The sequence below is a fragment of the Kitasatospora cineracea genome, assembly GCF_003751605.1.
GTDB classification, from domain to species: domain Bacteria; phylum Actinomycetota; class Actinomycetes; order Streptomycetales; family Streptomycetaceae; genus Kitasatospora; species Kitasatospora cineracea.
Window position 1 is genome coordinate 669,353 of sequence record NZ_RJVJ01000002.1, and the last position, 25,685, is coordinate 695,037.

A 25,685-nucleotide genomic window follows, 5' to 3' on the forward strand; every position below is an offset into this window, starting at 1 on the left:
GCCGTTCCCTGCCCCGCCCCCGCGGTCTCAGCGCCCCCGGCACAGCGGCAGGAAGGACCCCAGCGCCAGCAGCGCGCAGCCCAGCACCACCGCGCCGAGCACCGTCGCGGACGGGTGCCCGCCCAGGCTGCTGAGCGGGGCGACCACCGCGCCGCACAGGTAGGTGCCGGTGCCCAGCAGCGCGGACGCCGACCCGGCGGCGTGCGGGGCCATGGTCAGCGCCTGCCCGTTGGCGTTCGGCAGGATGACGCCCATCGCGCCCATCAGCACCGTCAGCGCGGGCCACACCCCGGCCAGCCCGGTGTCCCACACCGTGGTGCACAGCACCACCGCGGCCCCGGCCAGCGCCGCCGCGCCCAGGCCGCAGACCAGCAGCGTCCGCTCCGAGTAGCGCTGCACCAGGAACCGCCCGTTGAACTGGGTGACGGCCAGCAGCGAGACCGAGTTGACCGCGAACACCAGGCTGTAGGTCTGCGGGGTGATCCGGTACACCTCCTGCAGCACCACCGAGGAGCCGCCGACGTACGCGAACAGCGCGCCGAACGCGAAGGTGCTGACCAGCAGGTAGCCGAGGAACACCCGGTCGCGCAGCAGCCCGCCGATCGCCCGGACCGTGGTACCCAGGCCGCCGCCGTGCCGCCGCTCCGGCGGCAGCGTCTCCCCGATGCCGAACCCGCAGGCCACGGTGAGCACCGCGCCCAGCAGCGCCAGCGCGACGAAGGTCCCGCGCCAGTCGGTGACGTGCAGCAACTGGGCGCCGGCCAGCGGCGCGACGATCGGGGCCAGGCCGGAGATCAGGCCCATGGTCGCCAGGAACCGGATCATCGCGGTCCCCTCCAACCGGTCCCGGACGGTCGCCCGGGCGATCACCAGCGCGGCCGAGCCCGCCGCGCCCTGCACCACCCGGCCCGCCACCAGCAGCGGCATCGAGTCGGCGAACGCGCACAGCAGGCTGGCGGCGGTGAACGCGGCCAGGCCAGCCAACATCGGGCGGCGGCGGCCGATCCGGTCGCTGAGCGGGCCGAACAGCAGCTGGCCGACCACCATGCCGAGCAGCGAACCGGTCAGGGTGAGCTGGGCGGCCGCGGCGGTGGAGCCCAGGTCCGCGGTCAGGTCGGGCAGCGCGGGCAGGTACAGGTCGGTGGTGAACGGCCCGAGCGCGACCAGGCAGCCCAGGGTGATCACGGTGGCGGTGGCGAACGGGGCGCCCTGCGGGGTCCGCGCGGCCCCCTCCGCCGGACGGAGCGGGACGTCGGGTGCGCTCTGGTCGCCGTCGGGGTCGACGGTCGGGCCTGGCATGGGGCTCCTCACGGATAGCGGGGTGTGCGCACCGTCCTATCCCATCCGCCCGCCCCCGGGGAAGCCGACCCCCGCCCGGGGCGTCCCCGTCAGCCGGTCGGACCGGCGGTGCGGGCCCCGGCGGTGGCCGGGGCGCCCCGCCAGCCGTAGAGCTGGTCGCCGACCAGCGCGACGTCGTACTGCCCGCAGTGCGCGGTGGCCCGCCGCGGGGTGTCGGTGGGGAACCAGTGCGCGCGCAGGTGCGGATCGTCCAGGGTGTGGCCGGTGGTGGTGCAGGCCGTGGGCAGCGCCCGGTCCGGGACGGTGGCCCGGATCAGCCGCTCGCCCTCGTCCCCGGACGCCAGGAAGGCGATGCCGGTGGCCGAGTCGGGCAGCCAGCGCGGCACCTCGGTCCGGTCCGCCTTGGCCGCCGACCCGCTGGGGTAGCGGACGGTCTGGTCCAGCCGGTCCTGCACCCGCTGGATCGCCGCCGGAGCCACCATCACCAGCAGCATCGCCGCGGCCGCCCCGCCGGCCACCACCGTCGCCGCCGTCCGCCTGCTCCGCTCGCCGCCCATCGCCCCGCACCCCTTTTCCACCGCTCCGGACCCTTCGCCTCCATCCTCGACGCGCCCGCCCCCCGGATCCATGCGCACCAGGTACCGACCCGGGTCAGCCGGAAGTCTGACCCCGGCCCCCCGACCCCCGACTTCCGGCGGACCCGGCCCCGCCCGGCGGTGGGACCGGGCGGTGGGACCGGCGGTGGGATCAGCGGTAGGCGGACTCGCCGGTGATCGCCTCGCCGAGGACCAGGGTGTGCACCTCCGAGGTGCCCTCGTAGGTGAGGACCGATTCGAGGTTGTTGGCGTGCCGGAGCACCGGGTAGGCGGTGGTGATGCCGTTGGCGCCGAGGACGGTGCGGGCGGTGCGGGCGATCTCCAGGGCGGTGCGGACGTTGTTGAGCTTGCCGAAGGAGATGTGCGCGGCCTGGGCGCGGCCGGCGTCCTTGAGCCGGCCGATCCGCACCGCGACCAGGTAGGCCTTCTCCAACTCCAGCGCCATGTCGACGAGTTTGGCCTGGGTGAGCTGGAAGCCGCCGATCGGACGGCCGAACTGGACCCGGTCGCGGGCGTAGTCGACGGCGGCCCGGTAGCAGTCCCGGGCGGCGCCGACGGTGCCCCACAGGATGCCGTAGCGGGCCTCGCCGAGCGAGGCCAGCGGGGCGCGCAGGCCGCGGGCCTGCGGGAGCTGCGCGTCGGCGGGCAACCGGACGCCGTCGAAGGCGAGTTCGCTGGTGACGGAGGCGCGCAGGGAGAGCTTGCCGGGGATGTCGCGGGCGGTGAGGCCGGGGGTGCCGCGCGGGACGAGGAAGCCGCGCACGCCGTCCTCGGTGCCCGCCCAGACCACGGCGACGTCGGAGACCGAGCCGTTGGTGATCCACATCTTGGCGCCGTCCAGGATCCAGTCGCCGCCGTCGCGCCGGGCCCGGGTGCGCATCGAGGCCGGGTCGGAGCCGGCCTCCGGTTCGGTGAGGCCGAAGCAGCCGACGGCCCGTCCGGCGGCCAACTCCGGGAGCCAGTGCTGCTTCTGCTCCTCGGAGCCGTAGGCGTGGATGGAGCGCATGGCGAGCGAGCCCTGCACCGAGACGAAGCTGCGCAGCCCGGAGTCGGCGGCTTCGAGTTCCATGCAGGCCACCCCGTACTCGGTGGCGGTGGAGCCGGTGCAGCCGTAGCCCTCCAGGTGCATGCCGAGGACGCCCAGCCTGCCGAGTTCGGGGGCGAGTTCGCGCACCGGGAAGGTGCCCCGCTCGTACCAGTCGGCGAGGTGCGGGCGGACGTGCCGGTCGGTGAAGGCCCGGACGCTGTCGCGGACCAGCCGCTCGTCCTCGGTGAGCAGTTCGTCGACGCCGAGCAGGTCGAGCGGGTCGGGTCGGCCGGCGGGTGCGGCGGTGGCCATGGGCGGGCTCCTCGGAGGGTGTGGGCAAGGTGGTGCCACCGCTGTCCCTACCGGTCGGTACGCCGCCCGGTCAAGGGCGCCGCGGCGGCCGTCCGCGACACGCGGCCCGGCCGGGCCGGGAATGCCGGGCGCCCGTGGAAGGCTGACCGGTCCAGGAGGTGTACCGACCATGGCGGACGGACAGCAGGACCGGCGGGACGAGCAGCAGTGGCGGACCGAGCACGACTCGATGGGCGAGGTCAGGGTCCCGGCGGCGGCCAAGTGGCGGGCGCAGACCCAGCGCGCGGTGGAGAACTTCCCGGTGTCGGGGCAGCGCCTGGAGCGCGCCCACATCGCGGCGCTGGCCCGGATCAAGGCGGCGGCGGCCACCGTCAACGCCGGGCTGGGGGTGCTGGACGGGGAGACCGCGGCGGCGATCCGGTCGGCGGCCGAGGAGGTGGCCGAGGGGCGCTGGGACGACCAGTTCCCGGTGGACGTGTTCCAGACCGGCTCCGGCACCTCGTCGAACATGAACGCCAACGAGGTGATCGCCACCCTGGCCGCCGAGCGCCTGGGCCGCCCGGTGCACCCGAACGACGAGGTCAACGCCTCGCAGTCGTCGAACGACGTCTTCCCGTCCTCGATCCACGTGGCGGCCACGGGCGCGGTCCTGCACGAGCTGGTCCCGGCGCTGGAGCACCTGGCGCGGGCGCTGGAGGCCAAGTCCGCCGAGTTCGCGGGCGTCGTCAAGTCCGGCCGCACCCACCTGATGGACGCCACTCCGGTGACGCTCGGCCAGGAGTTCGGCGGCTACGCGGCCCAGGTCCGGTACGGCGTCGAGCGCCTGCGCGCCACGCTCCCCCGGGTCGCCGAACTGCCGCTCGGCGGCACGGCGGTGGGCACCGGCATCAACACCCCGCCGGGCTTCTCGGCGGCCGTCATCGCCGAGGTCGCCCGCGCCACCGGCCTGCCGCTGACCGAGGCCCGCGACCACTTCGAGGCCCAGGGCGCCCGGGACGGCCTGGTCGAGCTCAGCGGCCAGCTCCGCACGATCGCCGCCGGCTTCACCAAGATCGCCAACGACCTGCGCTGGATGGGCTCCGGCCCGCGCACCGGCCTCGCCGAGATCAACCTCCCCGACCTGCAGCCCGGCTCCTCGATCATGCCCGGCAAGGTCAACCCGGTGCTGCCCGAGGTGGTCCTGATGGTCGCCGCCCAGGTGATCGGCAACGACACCACCGTCACGGTGGCCGGTGCGAGCGGCAACTTCGAGCTCAACGTGATGCTCCCGGTGATCGCCCGCAACGTGCTGGAGTCGGTCCGCCTGCTCACCACCTCCGCCCGCCTGCTGGCCGACCGCACCGTCGACGGCATCACCGCCAACGCCGAGCGCACCCGCGAGTACGCCGAGTCCTCCCCCTCCGTCGTCACCCCGCTCAACCGCTACCTCGGCTACGAGGAGGCGGCGAAGGTCGCCAAGCAGTCGCTGGCCGAGCGCCGGACGATCCGCCAGGTGGTCCTCGACCGCGGCTACGTCGAGCGCGGCCTGCTCACCGAGGCCCAGCTCGACGAGGCGCTCGACGTGCTGCGGATGACCCGCCCGCAGCACGCCGACTGACGCCGACCGGTACCGACTGACGCCGACCGATGCCGGCCGACGGCCGGTCAGGACAGCAGCAGCGGCATGTCCCAGTCGTGCGGGGTGCCGCCGGCCGCGTACGAGTCGAGGGCGAGTGCGACGCCGGCCGCCCCGTCCAGGTAGCCGGAGACGTCGCTGGCGAACGGCCTGCGGGTCATGGTGAAGCGCAGGCCGAACGGGGCGTCCGGGTCGTGCCCGGCCAGCAGCCGGGCGGCGGTCTCGTCGCGCCGCCGCTCGATCCGCTCCTCGCCGAAGTGCTCGTTCAGCCGCCCGAGTTGGTGCAGCGCCCCGGCCCAGCCGTGGCACAGCGCGTGGTCGGTGACGCCCCAGTCGTCGAGCGGCACCCGCAGCAGCCGCTCGACCGAGTCGCGGGCGACGGCCGTCCACTCCGGCCGGCCGAGCGCGGCCCCGGCGGTCTGCAGGGCGCGCGAGACGCCGGGCGCGCCGTAGCACCAGGACGGCCAGCCGGCGGGTTCGCGGTACGCGTCGGGCCCGGCCAGGTAGGCGTCCAGGCCGAGGTAGCCGGGCCAGTAGCTGCCGTGCTCGTCGCGCACCGCCCAGCGCACCAGCAGGTCCGCGGTGCCCTCCAGGGCCTCCCGGTGGCCGGGCAGCCGGACGCCGTCGCGCCAGGCCAGCGCGAGCAGCATCAGCGGGCCCGCGACGCCGTGCGACAGGCCGAGGTTGAGGTGGCCGTCCGGCAGCAGGTGCTCGGAGCCGATCCGGGGCGCGTCCAGCGCCCACCAGCGCGGGACGCGCGCCCCGCGGTGCGCGGTGGTGCCGCGGGCCAGCTCGATCAGGTAGCCGAGGACCAGTTCCAGCTCCTCGCCGCAGCTCTCCGCGCGGGCCAGCAGGTACCGGCCGACGCCGGTCATCCCGCGCACCACCTCGTAGTGCCCGATGGTGGCCAGCGGCCCGTCCGGGACGGCGGGCAGCGCGGTGCGCACCAGTTGCCGCTGGTAGGCGTCGAGCCGGTGCAGCGCACCGGTGTAGCCGCCGGTGGCGCGGTGGGCGGCCAGCACGGCGAAGGCCAGCGCACCGGGCCCCTTGAAGATCCCGCTGGGCACGGTGTCGCCGGCCCCGGCGGCCCGGGTCGCCACCGCCAGGTACCCGTGCGCCCGGGCGGCCCGCTCGGTGCCCGGCCGGGCCCCGCCGCTGAACGCCAGCGACAGCCCGGGGCTGCCGCTGCCGAGCGTCAGTTCCGCCCAGACGCCCTCGGCCACCCCGTCGTCGGCGGCCTCGGCGGGGATCCGGGTGGCCGCCATGGTCGCGGCCGGATCGGCGAGCCGGTCCAGGATCAGGTCGGACAACTGCCCGGCGGCCGCCCGCAACCGGGCCCGTTCCGCGGAAACGGCAGTCGACTGCACGGTGTCGGTCATCGGGGGCTCCGGTCGGTGGCGGTTCGGACGGACGGGACCTGGCACGACGTCACTCCTGCCCCGCCCGCGCGGCGGCGGCCGTCCGGCCCCGGGCCGGGGACGGTGCGAACGGACGGGGACCGGCGCGGCGCCGCCCCGCCCCGCCCGCGCAGCGGAGGTCGTCCGCGGCCCTGGTCGGCGCGGCGGGCCGGGTTCGACCGAGGCAACGTCACTTCCCTTCCCCTTCGTGCGCCTTGCGCCCGATCAGCGCCCTGGCCGCGCCGCGCAGGACGGCGTAGCCGCGGGCCTCGGCGGCCGGGTCGATGCCGAACAGGCGGTTGTGCCGCATGTGCAGCAGCGACATGAGGGCCTCGTCGCGGTCGGCCTCGGGTGCGGCGAGCAGCAGCCGGCCGAAGTCGCGCGGGGCGGGGGTGTCGGTCCAGAGCGGGGCGAGGTCGGGGATGCCGAGGTGTTCGGCGGCGTGCCGGGCGGTGCCGTCGGGGCGGATCAGCCGGTCGGCGAGGGCGCGGTGGCGCTGGTGGGCGCGGTGGTCGGCGCCCTTCTCGAAGAGGTGGACCACCCAGGCGCACCAGTCCCAGTCGCCGAGCGAGTCCAGCAGTACGGCGTGGCCGGTGGCGGCGAGGACCTCGTCGGGGACGGCGGCGGCGCCGGCCCGGCGGGCCCGGAGCTGGAGCAGCGCGGAGCGGCTGTCGGTCCGGAAGAGCCGTTCGGCGGCTTCCTGGGCGCCGGGGCCGAGGTAGCGGTCGGTCTCGGGCCGGTAGGTGTCGAGCGCCATGGTGCGCAGCGCGCCGGTCCCGACGAGCCGGCGCACGTGCCGGGCGAGGGCGGGCAGGACGTGGCCGGCCAGGGCGGCGGGGTCGCCGTGCAGGCGGAGCCGCAGGTGGGGTTCGGGGTCGCGGTAGCGGAGGAAGAACCAGCGGTCGACGTGGGGTTCGACGTCGGCGAGCAGGGCGGGCAGGTGGTCGGCGAGCAGGGTGTCGTGGGTGCCGGGTTCGGCGTACAGCTTGGCGAACAGCCAGTCCTCGCCGGGAAGGTGGATCCGGGTGGGGGCGGTGCGGACCGCGGACCTGGCCAGCGGGGGGCGGGTGTCGGCGGGGGCGGGGCGGGGGGCGCGGAGCAGCGGGACGACGATCTCGGTGCTGCGGCCGTGGTTCCAGCCGAGTCCGGCGCCGTCCGCGGTGAGGTCCTGGAAGAGCTGGAACCGCGGTTCGGGGGCGGTGAGTTCGGCGCGCAGCAGGTCGGTGTCCCAGTCCTCGCGCAGGTCGATGGGGAACATCCGGTCGTTGCTGGCGATCTGCAGCCGGTCGGGCACCCGGTAGCGCTCGCGCCAGGCCCGCAGGCCCTCGGTCCAGGCGGCGGGTCCGGCGGTGCGGGCGGCGTCGCGCAGGCGGCGGCCGGGCAGCCAGCGGCGGGGGGCGGCGAGGACCCGGCCGTGGCGGACGGCGGGCAGGTAGGGCAGGGTGTCCAGGCCCGCCCAGTCCCAGCCGGACCAGACCCGGGGGCGGGCGGCGGCCAGGTCGGCCAGGAAGCGGGCGACGGGCGGGGCCTGGGCGTCCAGGGCGAGCATGTGCGGGAAGACCGGGACGACGGGGCGGCCGGTGTCCGGGTGGAGCAGGCGCAGGCCGTCCTCGCCGGCGGCGACGAGCAGGGTGCGCCAGTCCAGGCAGTGCGGGTCGCCGCGGTCGGCGGCGACGCCGATCGGCAGGCGGTGCGGGAGCAGTGGCGGGACCTGGACGATGTTGAGCGAGCGCGGGTCGCGCGGGGCGAGTTCGACCTGGACGGGCAGGGCGCCGTCGTCGGCGGGTCCGGCGGCGAGGGCGGCCAGGTCGGCGGTGAGGCCGGTGAGGTCGGCGAACCGGCCGGCGGTGGCGCCGGCCGTCCAGGAGCCGGTGTGCGGGCTGCCGAGCAGCAGGAACTCGCCGCGGTCGAGGGCGGCGGCGGAGTCGGCGAGGAGTTGGAAGCAGAGTTCCAGGGTGCGCGGCGGGCGACTGCTGCCCGGGGTGTGGCCGGCGGCGTCGGCGAGCCGGGCGAGGTCGGCGTCGTCGAGGACCAGGTCGGTGCCGGCGAGCACGGCCTGCTGGACGAGTTCGGCGACGGCGTTGCGGCGCGGCCGGTCGGCGTCGTCGCCGGGGCCGGAGCGGGAGTGGGCGGGCGCGGCGCCGCCGTACTCGGGCGGCAGGCCGAGGCCGCGGTGCGGGTCGGCGAGGTCGGCGAGCGGGACGGCGCTGGCGGTGCCGTAGTGCTCGACGAAGCGGTCCCGGTAGTCGCGCAGGTGGTCGAGGGTGGTCCACTCGGGGGTGATCGTCCAGATCGCGGCGGCGTAGCGGCGCACCTCGTCGCCGACCGCGGCGGGCAGCACCAGGTCGGCGCCGGTGCGCAGGTCGACCTGGACGGGCGGGCGTTCGCCGGCCCGGTCGTCGGGGTCGAGGGCGCGGACCCGTTCCAGCAGGTGCCGCCAGGAGGCGAGTCCTTCGCCGGGGCGGTCGCGTTCGTGGGCGGTGGCGGCGGCGCGGACGGCGCGCAGCCCTTCGGCGGCGGCGGGGACGGCGCCGTCGAGGGCGGTGTCGATCCGGTCCAGCAGGGCGTCGTCGACGCGGTGCGGGGTGAGCGAGGTGAGCAGGAAGCCGTGCTGGACGAGTCCGGCGAGCAGGCCGTCGATCCGCTCGGGGGCGACGGCGGGGAAGCGCGCGGTGAGGTCGGCGAGCAGGTCGGCGTACCCGACGGGGCGGGCGGCGGCCTCGCGGACCCGGGTGACCAGTGGGTTGTCGCGCACCGAGAGTTCGCGTTCGCCGGTGTGCCGCAGCAGGCGGCCGTCGCGCAGCACGGTCAGGTCGTCGAGGACGACGTCGACCCGGCGGCGGACTTCGGGCACGGCGAGCCAGTCCAGCACCCGGCGGTGCAGCCAGCCGCCGTCGAGGCGGACCCTGACCTGTCCGGGGCCGGGCGGCGGGACGTCGGCGGCGGCCCCGAACCGGGCCCGGCCGACGCCGGCGAACAGGCCGAACGGGGTGGGGCGGCCGCCGGAGCGGCGGGCGTAGCGGGTGAGGGTGCGGGCGGCGCTGGCGGTGCGCTTGCGGCCGAGGGCGGCGGCGCCGCCGGGTTCGCCGAGCCGTTGCAGGCTGAGCGCGAGGCTCCCGCTGGCGACTTCGACGGCCTGGCGCAGCAGCGGGTCGGCGGCGAGGCGGCGTGCGCCCGGGACGGGGTCGGCCGGGTCGATCCGGGTCTCGGTGCCGGTCCGCGGGGTGCCGGCCGTCCGGACCAGGACCGGTTCCCGGACGTCGAACAGGTCGGGCTCTGCGCGCACGTTCGTCGGGCTCCTCGGGTTCGCGGGTGGGGAGGGAGCGGAAAGCGCGGGGCGGGCCGCAGCCCGCCCCGCGCGAGGACTACCGGGTGCCGGTCAGCAGCAGACCGGGCAGCGGGTGCCGATGGCGTAGCTGCTCGGCGAGGTGTAGGTGCCCCGGCCGAACTCCTCGGTCTGCTCCGCGACGTCCGCGATGCGCAGGTCCAGGTCGAAGTCGGTGGTGTCGGACTGCACGGTGGTCTCGGTGCGCATATCCCCTCCTGAGGGCTCGTGGGTCCGCCCGGACGGTGGTCCGGGCCGCGGCCGGCTCGAACGGTGGTCCGGTCCGGCGCGAGGCCCACTGTTCCCCGGCTTCCCACCATGTGGTGAGTGCCGTCCCGGCCAACCTCCGCCCCACCCGTACCGCTCCGCCCCCGGCGCCTCCGGCCTGCACTTCCGTCCCTCGCGCCGCATCTCGGGGGTGTCCGTTCCCGGTGGCCGGACGGGTTCGGGGTTTCAGTACCGAAAACCGGGATCACCACTGCTCCCGGCCGCGCACGAACCACTTCGGGGGCGCGCGCGGAGGGTGTCCACGGCCCCGGCCCGCGACTTGACCGAAATTTGACGAAAACCTGTCACTGCACGGCGGCGGGACCCCGTGCGGGGTCCCGCCGCCGTGGGGGCCTCCGGGCCCCGGTGCCGTGCCCTACCTGCGGCGCGCCGTCATGCCCGCGAAGACCATGCCGACCGCGGCCAGGGCCAGGCAGGTCATGACGCCGCCGGTGATGACGTTGGTCAGGATGGTCCGGCGGACGTGCGCACCGCCGTTGACCGCCCAGGGGGCGATGACCGTCCAGGCGCCGATCGCCACGCACGCCCAGGCCCGGGCGTGGGTGCGGCCGAAGGCGGAGCCGTAGCCGGCCATCAGGACGGCGTAGGCGATGCCCAGCACCAGGTTGCTGATGGCCAGCCCGGTGAAGCCGGAGAAGCCGACCACCCAGGGGGAGATCGCCAGGAAGAGTCCGGCGCAGACGGCGAGTGCTTCCGTCCCCTGCCCGGCGGTGGTGGATGTGACGCGCTCCGCGTGTTCACGCAGGGCCAGGATGTCCGGATGGTGTTCCATGCCCGAGGGCGTATGGGTCGACACCGGGACCACCTCCTCGTAGTCAGGACATGCGAGCCAATTGGTCGCTACCCGCCCTGGGCGGTAAATAACGCTACCCACCGGTTTGTCCTTATTTTTTTCTTATGCCCCGGAACGGGCGCGTGCCCGGCCGTGACCCGGATCACCCTTGAGGTTGACCCGGGGTCAGGCCGGAGGCTCCTCGCAAGCAACCGCCCACGCGAAGGAGCACCCGCCGTGACCACCTCCCGCCCCGCCCTGCGCGCCGCGCTCGACGACCTGCTCGGGTCCGGTTTCCTCTCCGTCCAGCTGCGGGTGAACGACGAGCACGGCGAGTGGGTCGCCGCCGCGGGCGCCCGCGAGCTGGGGCGGCCCGCCGGGGCCGTCCCGGACGGGCACTTCCGGATCGGCAGCAGCACCAAGAGCTTCGTCGCCACCGTGGTCCTGCTGCTGGTCGCGGAGGGCCGCCTCGGCCTGGACGACCCGGTGGCCGGCCGGCTGCCGGAGTTCGGCCTCGACCCGCGGATCACCGTCCGGATGCTGCTCCAGCACACCAGCGGGGTCTTCAACCACACCGGCGAGCTGCTGCCGGACGGGACGGTCGTGCCGGGCGTGCCGTGGCGGGGCGCGGAGTGGGTGGCCAACCGGTTCCGGACGTACCCGCCCGAGGACCTGGTGCGGCTCTCGCTGTCCCGCCCCGCCCGGTTCGCGCCGGGCACCGGCTGGAGCTACTCGAACACCAACTACGTGCTGGCCCGGCTGGTCGCCGAACGCGCCGCCGGCCGCCCGTTCGCCGCGGAACTGCGGCGGCTGGTGCTGGCCCCGCTGGGGCTGACCGGCACCTTCGCACCGGGCACCGACCCGGAGCTGCCCGCACCGCACAACCACGGCTACTACCGGTACGAGGACGGCGGCCGGGAGCACACCCTCGACATCACCCGGCAGAACCCGTCCTGGGTCGGCGCCGGCGGCGACCTGGTCTCCACCACCCGTGACCTGCACCTGTACTTCTCCGCCCTGCTGGGCGGCCGGCTGCTGCCGCCGGAACTGCTGGCCGCGATGCGCACCCCGGAGCCGACCGCCGGGTACGGCCTGGGGCTGTTCGTCCAGGAGACCGCGGGCGGGACGGTCCTCCACCACCACGGCGCGACGATGGGCTCGGCGGCCCTGATGTTCGGCTCCGCCGACGGCACCCGGACGGTGACCGCCGGACTCACCTGGGTGGACGACCCGGACCTGACCATCGCCCCCGCCTTCCAGCGGGCCCAGCAGCACTTCACGGACGCGGTCTCCTGCGGCAGGCTGGGCGGATGAGCGACGGGGTGACGATCGGGCAGGCGGCGGCCTTCGCGGGTGTCACGGTGAAGACGGTGCGGCACTACCACCGGCTCGGCCTGGTCGCCGAACCGCCCCGCGACGCCTCCGGCTACCGGCGGTACGGCTCCGAGGAACTGCTGCGGCTGGTGCAGGTGCGGACACTGGCCGCCGCGGGGGTGCCGCTGGCCGAGGCCGGCGGACTGCTGGACGCCGACACCGAGGACTTCGGCGCCGCGCTGGCCGACGTCGAACGGCGGCTCACCGAACGGATCGAGGAGCTGACGGACCGGCGCGCGACCCTGCACCGGCTCGCCGACGGCGACCGGGCCATGCTCCCCGACCGGGCCTGCGCCGTCCTGCGGCGGATCCGCGACCTGGGCTTCGACCCCGCCTACGTGGCCGCGCAGCGCGAGGCCCTGGTCCTGGCCCGGGCCCTGCTGCCCCGGGGCTTCGACGACTTCCTCGCCCAGCTCGCCGACCGCTTCGACGACCCCGAGTACGTCGAACTGGCCCGGCGCGGCCGGGAGGCGGAGACCTGGGAGCCGGACGACCCGCGGCTGGCGGAACTCGCCGACGCCATGGCCGCCCACCACCTGGCCCGCGCCGCCCGCACCGGCAGCCGGGACGGCCTGCGGGCCTGGACCGGATCCGCCGCCCAGTACGACCTGGTCAACCGCCACCGCACCACCCAGGCCCCCGCCGCGGCCCGCCTGACCGAACTCACCGAAGCCCGCCTGCACGCCGCCGGCGTCCGCGCCCCCCGGCGCTGAGACAGCCACCCCGCACCCACGGGCATGCCCGCCCCGCACCGGCAACCGCCCCTGCCCGCACGCGCCCTGACCCCGCCGACCGCCCTCACCGGCCGTTCCCACCCAGGGCACGGCCCCGACGCCGACAAACCCTCCGCCCCGGTCCCTCCCCGTCCTCATCAGCCGCTCCCACCCCAGCCGTCGCCCCGGCGGTGCCGACGCACCCCCCGACCTCACCCCTCCCCCGCACGCCAACCGCCCCTGCCCGCACGCGCCCTCACCCCGCCGACCGCCCCGCCCTCCCCCGCTCCCACCAGCCGCTCCCACCCCAGCCGTCGCCCCGGCGGTGCCGACGCACCCCCCGACCTCGCCCCTCCCCCGCACGCCAACCGCCCCTGCCCGCACGCGCCCTCACCCCGCCGACCGCCCCGCCCTCCCCCGCTCCCACCAGCCGTTCCCACCCCAGGCGTGGCCCCGGCGGTGCCGACGTACCGTGGGAGGTGGAGAGGTTCCCGCCATGCACTTCACCGACCGGACCGACGCGGGCCGTCGCCTCGCCGCGGCCCTGCTGTCCGAGGCACCCGAACTGCGCGGCGCCGTCGTGGTCGCGCTGCCGCGCGGCGGCGCACCGGTGGCCGCCGAGGTGGCGGCCGCGCTGGGCGCGGAGCTGGACGTGTGCGTGGTGCGCAAGGTGGGGGTGCCGGGGCAGCCCGAGGTGGCGATGGGGGCGGTGGGCGAGGACGGCGCCCGGGTGGTGAACCAGCAGGTGGTGGACGCGGTGGGCGTCCCGCCGGAGGCGTTCGCGGCGGCCGAGGCCCGGGAGCGGTCCGAGCTGGCCCGGCGCGCGGCGCTCTACCGGGGCGGTCGGGCGCCGGTGCCGCTGGCCGGTCGGACGGTGCTGGTGGTGGACGACGGGGTGGCGACCGGCGCGTCCGCACGGGCGGCCTGCCGGATCGTCCGGGCCCGCGGCGCCGCCCGGGTGGTGCTGGCGGTGCCGGTCGCCCCGCCCGGCTGGGCCCGGCAGCTGGGCGACGCGGCGGACGGCTACCTGGCGGTGGACACCCCGGACGGGTTCGCCGCGGTCGGCGCGTCCTACCGGGACTTCCGGCAGACCACGGACGCCGAGGTGCTGGCCGCGCTCGACCGGGCCGGGCCGCCGGAGGCCGCCGGGGCCGCCGGGCGGGAACTCCGGCTCGGCACCGGCCCGGCCGACCTCACCGTGCCCGAACACCCGCGGGGCGTCGTGCTGTTCGCGCACGGCAGCGGCTCGGGGCGGGGCAGCCCGCGCAGCCGCGCGGTCGCCGCGCACCTGCACCGGGAGCGGCTGGCGACCGTGCTGTTCGACCTGCTGGCGCCCGGCGAGGCGGACGAGCGCTGGAAGGTGTTCGACCCGGGCCTGCTGGGCGGGCGGCTGGCCGGGGCGACCCGGGAGGCGCTGCGCCACCCGGCGCTGGCGGGCCTGCCGTACGGCTGGTTCGGGGCGAGCACCGGCGCGGCGGCGGCGCTGTGGGCGGCGGCCGAGCCGGACAGCGCCCCGGCGGCGATCGTGGCCCGCGGCGGCCGGCCGGACCTGGCGGCGGCCCGGCTGCCGCTGGTGACGGTGCCGACGCTGCTGATCGTCGGCGGCGCGGACCAGGAGGTGCTGGAGTGGAACCGGCAGGCCCGGGCCGAGCTGGGCGGCGAGAGCGCCCTGCAGGTCGTCCCGGGCGCCGGCCACCTGTTCGAGGAGCCCGGCGCGCTGGAGGCGGTCGCCGAGCTGGCGGCGGGCTGGTTCGTCCGGCACTTCCCGCCCGGCCGGGGAGGCGATCGGGTGGAGCACTGAGCAATCCGTACAGCCCAGACCCGGTCCGGCTGCTCATCTTGTACACATTGGAGCAGCCGGAATCGGACCTGTTGCCCACCCCACCGAGCAGGAGCAAGCTCTGCGCAACCGACCTCGACGTGGAGGAATGCCCCATGACCGCCGACGCCGCTGTTGAACTGACCCCCGAGGAGCTGCAGGCGGTCTGACGGCCGAGCAGCTGCGCACCCTGGTGGGCCTGGTGGAGTACGACGCCTCGACCGACCCGTTCCCGGTGACCGCGCAGGACGCGGTCGTCTTCGTGGTCGGCAACGCGACCCAGACGGCGCAGTTCTACCAGGCCGTGTTCGGCATGGAGCTGGTCGCCTACTCGGGCCCGGAGACCGGCCGCCGCGACCGCAAGTCGTTCGTGCTGCGCTCGGGCTCCTGCCGCTTCGTGATCGAGGGCGGCGTGACGCCGGACAGCCCGCTGCTGGACCACCACCGCCGGCACGGCGACGGCGTGGTCGACCTGGCGATGGAGGTCCCGGACGTGGACAAGTGCATCGCGCACGCCCGCGCCCAGGGCGCCACCGTCCTGGAGGAGCCCAACGACGTCTCGGACGAGCACGGCACCGTGCGCCGCGCGGCCATCGCCGCGTACGGCGAGACCCGGCACACCCTGGTCGACCGCTCCCGCTACACCGGCCCGTACCTGCCCGGCTACGTCGCCCGCGAGTCGACGGTGGTCCGCCCCGAGGGCGCGCCGAAGCGGCTGTTCCAGGCGCTGGACCACGCGGTGGGCAACGTCGAGCTCGGCAGGATGGACGAGTGGGTGTCGTTCTACAACCGGGTGATGGGCTTCGTGAACATGGCGGAGTTCGTCGGCGACGACATCGCCACCGACTACTCGGCGCTGATGTCGAAGGTCGTGGCGAGCGGCAACCACCGGGTGAAGTTCCCGCTGAACGAGCCGGCGGTCGCGAAGAAGAAGTCGCAGATCGACGAGTACCTGGAGTTCTACACCGGCCCGGGCTGCCAGCACATGGCGCTGGCCACCAACGACATCCTCACCACCGTGGACGTGCTGCGCTCGCGCGGCGTCGAGTTCCTCTCCACCCCGGACTCGTACTACGAGGACCCGGAGCTGCGCGAGCGGATCGGCCACGTCCGGGCCCCGATCGAGGAGCTGCAGTCGCGCGGCATCCTGGTGGACCGCGACGAGGACGGCTACCTGCTGCAGATCTTCACCAAGCCGATCGGCGACCGGCCGACCGTCTTCTACGAGTTCATCGAGCGGCACGGTTCGCTGGGCTTCGGCAAGGGCAACTTCAAGGCGCTCTTCGAGGCCATCGAGCGCGAGCAGGACCGGCGCGGCAACCTCTGACGGAGAGTCACGGACGACAGGGAGAGACAGGGCGATGGCGTACTACCGGCAGCTGGGATCGGTGCCGCCCAAGCGGCACACCCAGCACCGCACCCCGAGGGGGGCCTGTACTACGAGGAGCTGATGGGCGAGGAGGGCTTCTCCTCGGACTCCTCGCTGCTGTACCACCGGTACATCCCCTCGGCGGTGACGGCCGCCGCGGTGTGGGAGCTGCCGGACCAGTCGACCACCGCCAACCTCCCGCTGCTCCCCCGCCACCTCAAGCTGCACGAGCTGTTCCCCGGCGAGGAGTGGAAGTCGGCGGACGCCGTCACCGGCCGCCGGCTCGTCCTCGGCAACGCGGACGTCCGGATCTCCTACGTCGCGGCGGGTGCGCCCAGCGCGCTGTACCGCAACGGGCTCGGCGACGAGTGCGTGTACGTGGAGTCCGGAACGGCCGTGCTGGAGACGGTGTTCGGCACGATCACCGCCGGCCGGGGCGACTACGTGCTGATCCCGCGGGCCACCACCCACCGCTGGGTGCCGACCGGGGACGAGCCGCTGCGCGCCTACTGCATCGAGGCGAACAGCCACATCACCCCGGCCCGGCGCTACCTGTCGAAGTTCGGCCAGCTGCTGGAGCACGCCCCGTTCTGCGAGCGGGACCTGCGCGGCCCCGAGGGCCCGCTGCTGGTCGAGGGCGGCGAGGTGGACGTGCTGGTCAAGCACCGCGGCCCGGGCGGCGTGGTCGGCACCCGCTACACGGTGCCGAACCACCCGTTCGACGTGGTGGGCTGGGACGGCTGCCTGTACCCGTACGCGTTCAACATCGCGGACTACGAGCCGATCACCGGGCGGGTGCACCAGCCGCCGCCGGCACACCAGGTGTTCGAGGGCAACAACTTCGTGATCTGCAACTTCGTGCCGCGCAAGGTGGACTACCACCCGCTGTCGATCCCCGTGCCGTACTACCACGCGAACGTGGACAGCGACGAGGTGATGTTCTACTGCGGCGGCGACTACGAGGCCCGCAAGGGCTCCGGCATCGGACAGGGGTCGATCTCGCTGCACCCCGGCGGCCACACCCACGGGCCGCAGCCGGGCGCCTACGAGCGCTCGATCGGCGTGGAGTTCTTCGACGAGCTGGCGGTGATGGTGGACACCTTCCGCCCGCTGGAGCTCGGCGAGGCCGCCACCGCCAGCGAGGACCCGAACTACGCGTGGACCTGGGCGAGGCGATGAACGTACCCGAGCTGTACCGGGGGCTGTTCGACGACGCGGCGGTCTTCCCGCCCGGCGACCTGCCGCTGGCCGAGGCCGTCCCCGCGCACCGGGCGCACCGCGCCGCCCGGTACGCGGCGGCGGTCGGCCCGCTGCTCGCCCCCGTCGACCTGCTGGCCGAACTTCGGGAGCTGGAGCCGGAGTTCGAGGTCGGCCTGGTGGTCGGCCCGGGTCGGCTGGCCGAGGCGCTGAAGGCCGCGGACGGCCTGCGGGTCGCCACCGTCGAGTACGCGCCGGGCCCGGACGTCCGGGCCGCGGTCGCCGAACTGGACGCGCTGCTGCCCGAGGGCGTCGGGGCGGCCGTCGAACTGCCCCGCTCGGAGCGGCTGGAGGACGGCCTGGACGCCCTGGCAGGCACCCGCTACCGCGCCAAGTACCGTACCGGCGGCCTCGGTTACGCCGCCTTCCCGTCGGTGACCGAGCTGGCCGGCTTCCTGCGGGGCTGCGCCGAGCGCGCCCTGCCGTACAAGTGCACGGCGGGGCTGCACCACGCGGTGCGGCACACCGACCTGGGCACCGGCTACGAGCACCACGGCTTCCTCAACCTGCTGCTGGCGGCCGGGAGTCCGAGCCGGGAGCAGGCCGTCGAGCTGCTCGCCGAACGGGACGGGGCCCGACTGGCCACCGCCGTCGAGTCGCTGACGGAGCGTCAGATCCTCGACATCCGCGCCTCTTTCACCTCGTTCGGCACCTGTAGCATCACCGAGCCGCTGGAAGACCTCGCCCGACTCGGCCTCCTGGAGACCCCTTGAGCACCACCGCCACCTGGCTCGACCTGCCCGCCGACTCCCCGTACGGCGTCCACAACCTCCCCTACGGCGTGTTCACCGCCGCCGACCGGCCCGGCCGGCGGCGGATCGGCGTCCGGATCGGGGACCTGGTGCTGGACGCCGGGGCGGCCGCCCGGGCGGTCGGCGCGCCGTCCGCGCTGCTGGACGCGGAGAGCCTCAACCCGCTGATGGCGTCCGGCCGTTCGACCTGGCGGGCGGTGCGCGCGGCGCTCACCTCCTGGCTCACCGACGAGGCGCACCGGGACGCCGTCGGGCCCTGCCTGCTGCCGCTGGCGGACGTCCGGCTGCACCTGCCGTTCGAGGTCGCCGACTACGTCGACTTCTACGCCTCCGAGCACCACGCCACCAACCTCGGGAAGATCTTCCGCCCGGGCCAGGAACCGCTGACCCCGAACTGGAAGCACCTGCCGATCGGCTACCACGGCCGGGCCGGCACCGTGGTGGTCTCCGGCACCCCGGTGGCCCGCCCGCACGGCCAGCGCAAGGCCCCCGCCGAGGCCGCGCCGAGCTTCGGCCCCTCCCTGCGCCTGGACATCGAGGCCGAGGTCGCCTTCGTGGTCGGCACGCCCAGCGGCCTGGGCCACCCGGTCGCGCTGGACGGCTTCGCCGAGCACGTGTTCGGCGTCTGCCTGCTCAACGACTGGTCCGCGCGCGACCTCCAGGCCTGGGAGTACGTGCCGCTCGGCCCGTTCCTCGGCAAGTCCTTCGCCACCTCGGTCGCCCCCTGGGTGGTGCCGCTGGAGGCGCTGGAGCACGCCCGCGTGGAGCCCCCGGCCCGCGACGTAGAACCGCTGCCCTACCTGGACGACCGCAAGGCCGAGCCCTGGGGCCTGGACCTGGCGATGGAGGTCTCGCTGAACGGCCACCCGGTCTCCCGGCCGCCGTTCGCCGGCATGTACTGGACCGCCGCCCAGCAGCTCGCCCACCTCACCGTCAACGGCGCCAACCTGCGCACCGGCGACCTGTACGGCTCCGGCACGGTCTCCGGCCCCGAGCCGGAGCAGCGCGGCTCCCTGATCGAACTGTCCTGGAACGGCACCCGGCCGCTCGAACTGCCCGACGGCACCAGCCGCACCTTCCTGGAGGACGGCGACGAGGTGTCCATCACCGCCACCGCCCCCGGGCCGGGGGGCCTGCGGGTCGGGTTCGGCGAGGTCACCGGGAGGATCACCGGCTGACCCGCCGACGGGGCGATCGGCTGACCTGACAGCAGGCCGATCGTCCGGCGTGCTGCGGAAGCGTCAACGGCGCGTCCGCAGCACGCCGCCGAACGGGTGAGGTTCCGGGGCTGCAAACCCCTCCGCCACTAGAAGTTGACCCGACGAAAACCCCGCGGCCGCCCCCGAGCCGGGCCTCCCACGCCCGGCGCCGAAGGAGCGGACCGCGACCGTTCGCGGACAACTCTCTTCCCCGGAGGAACCCCCGATGATGAAGCTGCGCACCCTGGTCTGCGGAGCCGCGCTCGCCGCCGCCAACCTGCTGCTGCCCGTCCCCCAGGCCCAGGCCGCCCCGCCGGCCCCGCACCCCGTGATGCTGTGCGGCTTCGCCCCGCGCCCCGCCGCCCCCGCCGCCCCCGTGCTGCTCGCCACCCCGCTGCACCCCTGCTGACCGGCCCCGTCCCCAACGCCGCCGCACCCGGGCCCGCCGACCTGCCCGGCGGGCCCGGTACGGTGCACCGGAGGATCTTCGTACTTTCCGGACGGACGGGAGCGGTGGCGATGGGAGCGGCGGCGATGGGAACCCCACAGGGCGGGCCGGACGTGCTGATCGGGCGGGCCGGCCCGCTCGGCCGGATCACCCTCAACCGGCCGCGCGCCCTCAACTCCCTCACCCGCCCGATGCTGGAGACCGTCCGCGCCGCCCTGGACGCCTGGGCCGCCGACGACACCGTGACGGCCGTCCTGCTCGACGGCGCGGGCGAACGCGGCCTGTGCGCGGGCGCCGACATCCGGGCCATCCACGACGACGCCAAGCGCGGCGGCGCCGGCGGCCGGGCCTTCTTCCGGGTCGAGTACCCGCTCAACGAACTCGTCTCCCGCTACCCCAAGCCGTACGTCGCCCTGATGGACGGCATCACCATGGGCGGCGGCGTCGGCCTCGCCGGACACGCCGGCATCCGGGTCGTCACCGAACGCTCGGCCGTCGCCATGCCCGAGACCCGGATCGGCCTGGTCCCCGACGTCGGCGGCAGCCGGCTGCTCGCCCTCGCCCCCGGCGAACTCGGCACCCACGTCGCCCTCACCGCCGCCACCATGACCGCCGGCGACGCCCTGCACTGCGGCTTCGCCGACCACTACCTGCCCTCCGACGCCCTGCCCGCCCTCACCGACCGCCTCGCCGCCGGCGACACCCCCGCCAAGGCCGTCGCCGAACTCGCCGCCCCCGCCCCGCCCTCCGCGCTCGCCGAGCAGCACGAGTGGATCGACCACTGCTACGCCGCCGACAGCGTCGAGGAGATCCTGGAACGCCTGCACGCCACCGGCCTGCCCGCCGCCGCGGACGCCGCCGTCCAACTGCACGCCAAGTCCCCCACCATGCTCAAGGTGACCCTGGCCGCGCTGCGCCGGGCCCGCACCCTGCCCTCACTGGCCGCCACCCTCGACCAGGAGTACCGGATCTCCTGCGCCGCCCTGGCCCACCACGACCTGGTCGAGGGCATCCGCGCCCAGGTCGTCGACAAGGACCGCGACCCGCACTGGTCCCCCGCCACCCTGGCCGAGGTCACCCCCGCCGACGTGGCCCGCTTCTTCGCCGCCCCCGAGAGCGGCGACCTGCACCTGGCCGGATGACACCGGGGTGACCATCGTCTCGCCTGTCGAGACTGGCATCCGGCGCGGCGTTCGGAGATCGTATCCAGCGGCAGAGGTTCCGCTCAGCGTGGAGAGGAAGAAACGGCGATGACCGAGTACGAGACGATCCTGGTCGACCGCAAGGGCCGGGTCGGCATCATCACCCTCAACCGGCCCAAGGCGCTCAACGCGCTCAGCACCGAACTCATGAACGAGGTGGTGGCTGCCGCCAAGTCCTTCGACCGCGACCCGGAGATCGGCGCCCTGGTGATCACCGGCTCCGCCAAGGCGTTCGCCGCCGGCGCCGACATCAAGGAGATGCAGGACAACCGCTTCCCCGAGGTCTACCTCGACGACTGGCTCGGCCCCTGGGACGAACTCGGCCGCCTGCGCAAGCCGGTCATCGCCGCGGTCGCGGGCTACGCGCTCGGCGGCGGCTGCGAGTTGGCGATGCTCTGCGACATCCTGATCGCCGCCGACACCGCGAAGTTCGGCCAGCCCGAGATCACCCTCGGCGTCATCCCCGGCATCGGCGGCTCCCAGCGCCTGACCCGCGCCGTCGGCAAGGCCAAGGCCATGGACCTGTGCCTGACCGGCCGCACCATGGGCGCCGAAGAGGCCGAACGAGCCGGCCTGGTCTCCCGGATCGTCCCCGCCGACCAACTCCTCCCCGAGGCCCTCGCCACCGCCGAGAAGGTCGCCGCGATGTCCCTCCCCGCCGCCGTCATGATGAAGGAATCCGTCAACCGCGCCTTCGAAACCACCCTCGCCGAGGGCGTCCGCTTCGAACGCCGCCTCTTCCACGCCGCCTTCGCCACCGCCGACCAGAAGGAGGGCATGACCGCCTTCGCCGAGAAGCGCCCGGCCTCCTTCACCAACAAGTAACCCCGCAGGGGAAAGCCCCACAGGGGCACAACCCCGCAGGGCACAACCCCGCAGTGATGAGGATCTCGGAAAACGGCCGGGGCTGCTCGCGGTTCCCCACTCAGTGCAGCGTTGAACTGAGTGGGGAGTTTCAGCGGGCACCGCGGTTGCCGGGGGTATCCGGGGGCCGTTGGGCGCGTACGGTGCAGGGCGCCGGCCGTTGCCCGCGATGGCGGGCGGTGCGCGGTCGAGGCGGCCGGGCTCGGATCGCCGCGGTTTTACGGCAGTTGGTCCAGGAGCCAGGTGGAGAGTTCCTCGGTGACCAGGGTGTGCGTCTCGCTCTGGGAGGCGAACTTGACGGCGTGGAAAGGCGCTTCCTCCAGCTCGTCATCGCCGATCGGGGTGTAGAGGTCGTCGTGGGTGGCCGGCTCCCGCACGGAGACGGCGCTGACGGCCGGGACGAAGCAGTGCTCGCGGATCGGGTTGACGACGCCGAAGCCCGCGACCTCGTTCAGCGCGTCGGCGAGGATGCCGAAACCGGGCAGGGTGCCGCCGGGTGCGCCGTCGATGTCGGGCAGGCCGCTGGTGCGGACCTCGCGGCTGGAAGTGGTGAGGACCCGGAGCTTGGCGACCAGTTGGTCCTCGCCCTCGGACTGGGTGCGCAGTTCGGTGCCGGCGACGGCCAGTCCCTTGCCCGTGACGGCTTCGTTCCCGGGCGCGATGCCGTTGCCCTCGCCGGTGGCGGGAGCGTTGGCGAGGGCCACCAGCCGCAGCTGCCTCGACTGGGGCCAGCTGCCGACTTCCTCCAGCGCGCGCAGGAACGCCAGGCGCCGCTCACTGGTGGCGGGCTTGTCGTCCCAGTTCGCGATGTGCTGGCACAGCAGCTCCTGGGCGGCCGGGCTGTTGATCTGGTCCGAGAAGCCCGGGTGGAGCTTCTTGATGTAGTGCGCGAACGCCTGGAGGGCGATGGGGATCCAGGCGCCGGTGTGCGGGCTGTCCCAGGAGAAGTACAGCTGCGCCTGGTGCTCGACGCCGTCCGTCTCCAACTTGGCGAGGGCGTAGCGGGTGACCAGGCCGCCCATGCTGAAACCGCCGACGACCAGCGGGTGCTCGCCGCTGCGGCGGTCGATCGCCGTGGTGACGGCTTTCATCACCGCCTCGGCGTTCTGCAGGATCGAGGCGCTGCGCTCGTGGTAGCCGATGAGGACGACGTCGCGGCCCCGGCGGCGGAGCTCGCTCAGCAGCGGGAACGGGCCGTACTCAAGCAGTTCCCAGGTGAGGCCGAGGTCGGTGGGGCCGGTGCTGAAGCCGTCCGCGATCAGGACCGGACGGGTGAGCTGGCCGTTGCCCTCGCCGTGGTAGACCCAGGCGGTGCCGTAGGGAAGTTCCCAGACGTCGTTCGGCGGGGGCGGGATGCGGTCGGTCTTGCGCGGCCCGGGGGCCAGGATGATCGGGGGCGCGGACTGGAAGGCTTCGGCGGCCTGCTCTTCGGTGGTGCTCATGGCATTCCTTTCCTGCGGTGGGGCGGGGCCCCTCCTTGCGGATCGCATGCCGGGTCCCGGCTTCGGGGAGTCACGTCCGCCCGGCACGCCAGCGACAGCGCTTTGTCACTCTGCGCACCAAATCGTATGCGGATAGTTACGGCTTTCGGCGTACAGACTCGCCCCGTGGACAGCCACGGAACAGCGCCCCACAGGGTGGGGAACCACGTGAGCAGGTCCGAGGAACACCCGAGCACGGGGTGAGAAGTTTCAGCGAGCCGCATCAGCAGGGGCACAACCCCGCAGGGGAAAGCCCCGCAGGGGCACAACCCCGCAGGGGTGTCGGTGGGGGCTCCTGCGGGGTTCTGGTGGTGGGGGGTCAGCTGTTCCAGGTGGTGAGGGCGGTGGTGATCGCCTTCAGGGTCGGCTTGTGGGTGAGCGTTCCGGCCAGGCGTTCCAGTTCGGTGCGGGCGTCCGCTCCGCCGAGGGTGGTGAGGGCGCGGATGGCGGCCGCGGCGGTCCGGGGGGAGCGCGGGCCGAGGCCGCGGCAGTGGATCAGGGCGGTCCCGGCCAGGGTGGCGAGGGCCCGGGCGGTGTCGGGGTGCGGTGGGGTGAGGGTGAGGAGGGCGGCGAGCCCTTGCAGGACGCGCCAGTTGAACGGGTCGGGGTCGTGCAGGGCCGGGCCGGAGCGGTGGAAGGACGCGGCCGCGTCGCGTCGCGGCTCACCAGTCAGGGCGAACCACTCCGCGGCGGCCGTGCGCAGCCGTTCCGGCCCGACGGCGTCCACCAGCGGCTGTCCGGCCCGCAGCCATTTCGCGGTGGGCCTGGCCCCGGTGGCGGTGGCGGCGTGGGCCAGCAGTTCCCGCCGGCGGGCCCGGGCTCCGGGCCCGCCGGCGGCCAGGTCGGCGAGCGCCCGGTCCGCCCACGGTTCGCCCGGGTTGACCGGCGGTTCGGTGAACTGACGTGCCAGCGAAGGGAGTTCGGCCGGGTCGGAGGCCAGGACGGCCGAGCGCCGGACGGCCGCCACCACCGCGTCGGGCAGGTGCCGCCCGGCGGCCAGTTCGGTCTCCACCAGGGCGGTCAGTCGCCAGCCCTCCCAGAGGGCCAGCCGTCCGGCCGCCTCGGCCAGGAGCGGTTCCCGCCAGGGTGCCAGCTGCTGGGCCGAGAGCCCTTGGGCCAGCAGCACGTTGAGCGCGGCCAGGCCCCGGCACTCCGGCGGGGCGTGCACGGCCGTCTCCTCCAGCGCCTCGCTCAGCCGGACCAGCAGTCGTACCCGGCGTTCGGCCGGCCAGGACCGGAGTTCCCGGACCAGCCCGCCGCCGTCCAACGTCCAGTCGCCGCGGTGTTCGGCGTTGCGCCGGTGGAGGCTGCGGGCGACGGCCTCCAGGTCCCGGGAGTCGGCGAGCCGGTCGGCGGCGGCCGACCGGTCGGCGGGCTGGTGCTGCGGCATGGGGGTGCGGCCCTCCACTGGGTGGTCCTCCGGGTGGTTATCGGGGCGATCACGGGCACCCTACGCGGCGCCGCCGACGGCCCCGGCCGGACCGGGACCGCCCCGCGCCTCCCCGCCCCCGGTCAGTTCGGGAGGCCGAACCGGACCGGCCGGCCGGCCGAGTCGACGTCCAGTGCGGGCGCGCCCGGGCCGGTGCCGTAGGTGAAGCGGTGGCTGCCGTCCTGCCCGCCGCCGGGGGTGACGGCGGGTTCGGTGCCGGGGGCGAGGTCGGGCAGCCAGCGGGCGGCGAAGGCGTCGGCGGCCGGGCGGACGGCCCGCGCGGCCGCGGCGGCCTGTTCGGCCGGGACGGCGGGCGGTTCGGCGCCCGGGCTGGCGCCCGGGTCGGCGGAGACGGTCTCGAAGTCGCGGAGCCGTCCGGAGGGCCAGTCCACCGTGAGGAAGCCTCGGTCGACGGTGACCGACAACTGGTCGACCCCGGGGGACAGGAAGCGCTGGGTGCGGATCACCCGGGCGTCCGGCCCGAACAGCAGCGCGGCGTCCTGCCGGGCCAGCCGCTGCTGTTCCGCGTCGGCCTCGACCGCGCCGGTGGCGACCGTCGGCGACAGCACCGCGGACTGCAGCAGCAGGACGGGGACGCCCACCGCGGCCGCCAGCAGGCCGGTCAGCCGCCACTCCCGCCGGTCCGGGGCGATCCGGCGCCGCCGCGCCAGCAGCACCGCGCAGCCGAGCAGGACGCCGAGCAGGCCGCCGGCCGCGTTGCAGGCGAAGTCGCCGCTGTCGCAGGCCCGGCCGATCGAGGGCAGCATGCCCTGGGCGGTCTCGGTGGCGGCGCCCAGCGCGAGCACACCGCCGGCGGCGGCCAGCGGCCGGCCGAGGGCGGGCACCGCGAACAGGCCGATCGGCAGGTACAGCAGGAAGTTGAGGCGTCCCTGCTCGGTGCGCAGGGCGAGCCACGGGTCGCCGCTCCAGGCGCACACCCGGGCGGCGCCGCCGCCGGTGGCGGTCGGGTAGAGCGTGACGGCGAGTTCCCCGGCCAGCGCGACCGCGAGCAGCAGGACGGCCCAGCGCGGCAGGCCGCGGCGCCGGGCCGCCAGGTGGCCGGCGGTGCCGAGCAGCAGGGCGAGGACCAGGAAGGCCGGGATCATCCCGGTGTTGCCGTGCAGGGCGGCGCGGATCATCGGTGCTC

Annotated in this window: 20 protein-coding genes and 1 pseudogene; 11 read left to right on the forward strand and 10 right to left on the reverse strand. The window is 75.2% G+C overall.

Annotation, left to right across the window (positions count from 1 at the left end; genetic code table 11):
• Positions 1-27: 27 nt before the first annotated feature.
• The 3 genes from EDD39_RS29505 to EDD39_RS29515 all read right to left on the reverse strand — a co-directional run bounded on the left by EDD39_RS29505 (position 28) and on the right by EDD39_RS29515 (position 3,234).
• Positions 28-1,299, reverse strand: coding sequence for a multidrug effflux MFS transporter (locus EDD39_RS29505; RefSeq protein WP_123561890.1), 1,272 nt, complete (start codon positions 1,297-1,299; stop codon positions 28-30).
• Positions 1,300-1,388: 89 nt separating this feature from the next.
• Complete coding sequence (locus EDD39_RS29510; RefSeq protein ID WP_123561892.1) at positions 1,389-1,856, reverse strand: hypothetical protein; 468 nt, start codon at positions 1,854-1,856, stop codon at positions 1,389-1,391.
• A 190-nt stretch (positions 1,857-2,046) separates the two neighbouring features.
• The gene (locus EDD39_RS29515) at positions 2,047-3,234 is read right to left on the reverse strand and encodes an acyl-CoA dehydrogenase family protein (RefSeq protein ID WP_123561894.1); all 1,188 of its coding nucleotides are present in this window, start codon (positions 3,232-3,234) and stop codon (positions 2,047-2,049) included.
• A gap of 169 nt (positions 3,235-3,403) precedes the next feature.
• Between EDD39_RS29515 and EDD39_RS29520 the strand changes: the two genes are divergently transcribed.
• Positions 3,404-4,831 (forward strand): class II fumarate hydratase, encoded by a 1,428-nt coding sequence (locus EDD39_RS29520; protein WP_123561896.1) that lies wholly within the window; start codon positions 3,404-3,406, stop codon positions 4,829-4,831.
• A gap of 47 nt (positions 4,832-4,878) precedes the next feature.
• Here EDD39_RS29520 and EDD39_RS29525 read toward each other — a convergent pair whose 3' ends face one another.
• The 4 genes from EDD39_RS29525 to EDD39_RS29540 form a co-directional block, all read right to left on the reverse strand.
• Positions 4,879-6,228 carry a lanthionine synthetase C family protein gene (locus tag EDD39_RS29525; protein WP_123561898.1) on the reverse strand — a complete coding sequence of 450 codons (1,350 nt, stop codon included), beginning with the start codon at positions 6,226-6,228 and terminating at the stop codon, positions 4,879-4,881.
• 208 nt (positions 6,229-6,436) lie between these two features.
• On the reverse strand, positions 6,437-9,532 hold the full coding sequence (locus tag EDD39_RS29530) for a lantibiotic dehydratase (RefSeq protein WP_123561900.1): 3,096 nt from the start codon (positions 9,530-9,532) through the stop codon (positions 6,437-6,439).
• Positions 9,533-9,625: 93 nt separating this feature from the next.
• A complete protein-coding gene (lanA, locus tag EDD39_RS29535; protein WP_063765064.1) occupies positions 9,626-9,781 on the reverse strand; it encodes an SCO0268 family class II lanthipeptide in 156 nt (51 codons plus the stop codon).
• Positions 9,782-10,214: 433 nt separating this feature from the next.
• Positions 10,215-10,631, reverse strand: a complete 417-nt coding sequence (locus tag EDD39_RS29540) for an SPW repeat protein (protein WP_232795118.1) — start codon at positions 10,629-10,631, stop codon at positions 10,215-10,217.
• A gap of 237 nt (positions 10,632-10,868) precedes the next feature.
• Here EDD39_RS29540 and EDD39_RS29545 point away from each other — a divergent pair, with 237 nt between their 5' ends.
• The 10 genes and pseudogenes from EDD39_RS29545 to EDD39_RS29590 all read left to right on the forward strand — a co-directional run bounded on the left by EDD39_RS29545 (position 10,869) and on the right by EDD39_RS29590 (position 21,589).
• Positions 10,869-11,945 (forward strand): serine hydrolase domain-containing protein, encoded by a 1,077-nt coding sequence (locus tag EDD39_RS29545; RefSeq protein WP_244257351.1) that lies wholly within the window; start codon positions 10,869-10,871, stop codon positions 11,943-11,945.
• Positions 11,942-12,718 (forward strand): MerR family transcriptional regulator, encoded by a 777-nt coding sequence (locus EDD39_RS29550; RefSeq protein ID WP_123561904.1) that lies wholly within the window; start codon positions 11,942-11,944, stop codon positions 12,716-12,718. Before EDD39_RS29545 ends, EDD39_RS29550 begins: the two co-directional genes overlap by 4 nt.
• A gap of 496 nt (positions 12,719-13,214) precedes the next feature.
• Complete coding sequence (locus EDD39_RS29555; RefSeq protein WP_123561906.1) at positions 13,215-14,519, forward strand: phosphoribosyltransferase family protein; 1,305 nt, start codon at positions 13,215-13,217, stop codon at positions 14,517-14,519.
• Positions 14,520-14,730: 211 nt separating this feature from the next.
• Positions 14,731-15,864 (forward strand): 4-hydroxyphenylpyruvate dioxygenase, encoded by a 1,134-nt coding sequence (hppD, locus tag EDD39_RS29560; RefSeq protein WP_244257352.1) that lies wholly within the window; start codon positions 14,731-14,733, stop codon positions 15,862-15,864.
• Between the two features lie 34 nt (positions 15,865-15,898).
• Positions 15,899-17,085, forward strand: a pseudogene (locus EDD39_RS29565) (cupin domain-containing protein).
• The gene (locus EDD39_RS29570; RefSeq protein WP_232795119.1) at positions 17,064-17,876 is read left to right on the forward strand and encodes a hypothetical protein; all 813 of its coding nucleotides are present in this window, start codon (positions 17,064-17,066) and stop codon (positions 17,874-17,876) included. The pseudogene EDD39_RS29565 and the gene EDD39_RS29570 overlap by 22 nt, the downstream one beginning before the upstream one ends.
• Entirely contained in the window at positions 17,873-19,093 is a 1,221-nt protein-coding gene (gene fahA / locus EDD39_RS29575; RefSeq protein WP_123561911.1) for a fumarylacetoacetase, read from the forward strand. Before EDD39_RS29570 ends, fahA begins: the two co-directional genes overlap by 4 nt.
• Positions 19,094-19,340: 247 nt before the next feature.
• Positions 19,341-19,523: a hypothetical protein gene (locus tag EDD39_RS29580; protein ID WP_123561913.1), complete on the forward strand. Its 183-nt coding sequence runs from the start codon at positions 19,341-19,343 to the stop codon at positions 19,521-19,523.
• A gap of 125 nt (positions 19,524-19,648) precedes the next feature.
• Entirely contained in the window at positions 19,649-20,704 is a 1,056-nt protein-coding gene (locus tag EDD39_RS29585) for an enoyl-CoA hydratase/isomerase family protein (RefSeq protein ID WP_123561915.1), read from the forward strand.
• 108 nt (positions 20,705-20,812) lie between these two features.
• Positions 20,813-21,589 (forward strand): enoyl-CoA hydratase, encoded by a 777-nt coding sequence (locus tag EDD39_RS29590; RefSeq protein ID WP_030462501.1) that lies wholly within the window; start codon positions 20,813-20,815, stop codon positions 21,587-21,589.
• Between the two features lie 257 nt (positions 21,590-21,846).
• On the opposite strand, the gene EDD39_RS29595 is transcribed toward EDD39_RS29590, so the two are convergent.
• The 3 genes from EDD39_RS29595 to EDD39_RS29605 all read right to left on the reverse strand — a co-directional run bounded on the left by EDD39_RS29595 (position 21,847) and on the right by EDD39_RS29605 (position 25,677).
• On the reverse strand, positions 21,847-23,070 hold the full coding sequence (locus EDD39_RS29595; protein ID WP_244257353.1) for an esterase/lipase family protein: 1,224 nt from the start codon (positions 23,068-23,070) through the stop codon (positions 21,847-21,849).
• 358 nt (positions 23,071-23,428) lie between these two features.
• Positions 23,429-24,499: a hypothetical protein gene (locus EDD39_RS42300; protein ID WP_148089557.1), complete on the reverse strand. Its 1,071-nt coding sequence runs from the start codon at positions 24,497-24,499 to the stop codon at positions 23,429-23,431.
• 122 nt (positions 24,500-24,621) lie between these two features.
• Complete coding sequence (locus EDD39_RS29605) at positions 24,622-25,677, reverse strand: hypothetical protein (RefSeq protein WP_123561918.1); 1,056 nt, start codon at positions 25,675-25,677, stop codon at positions 24,622-24,624.
• Positions 25,678-25,685: the final 8 nt, after the last annotated feature.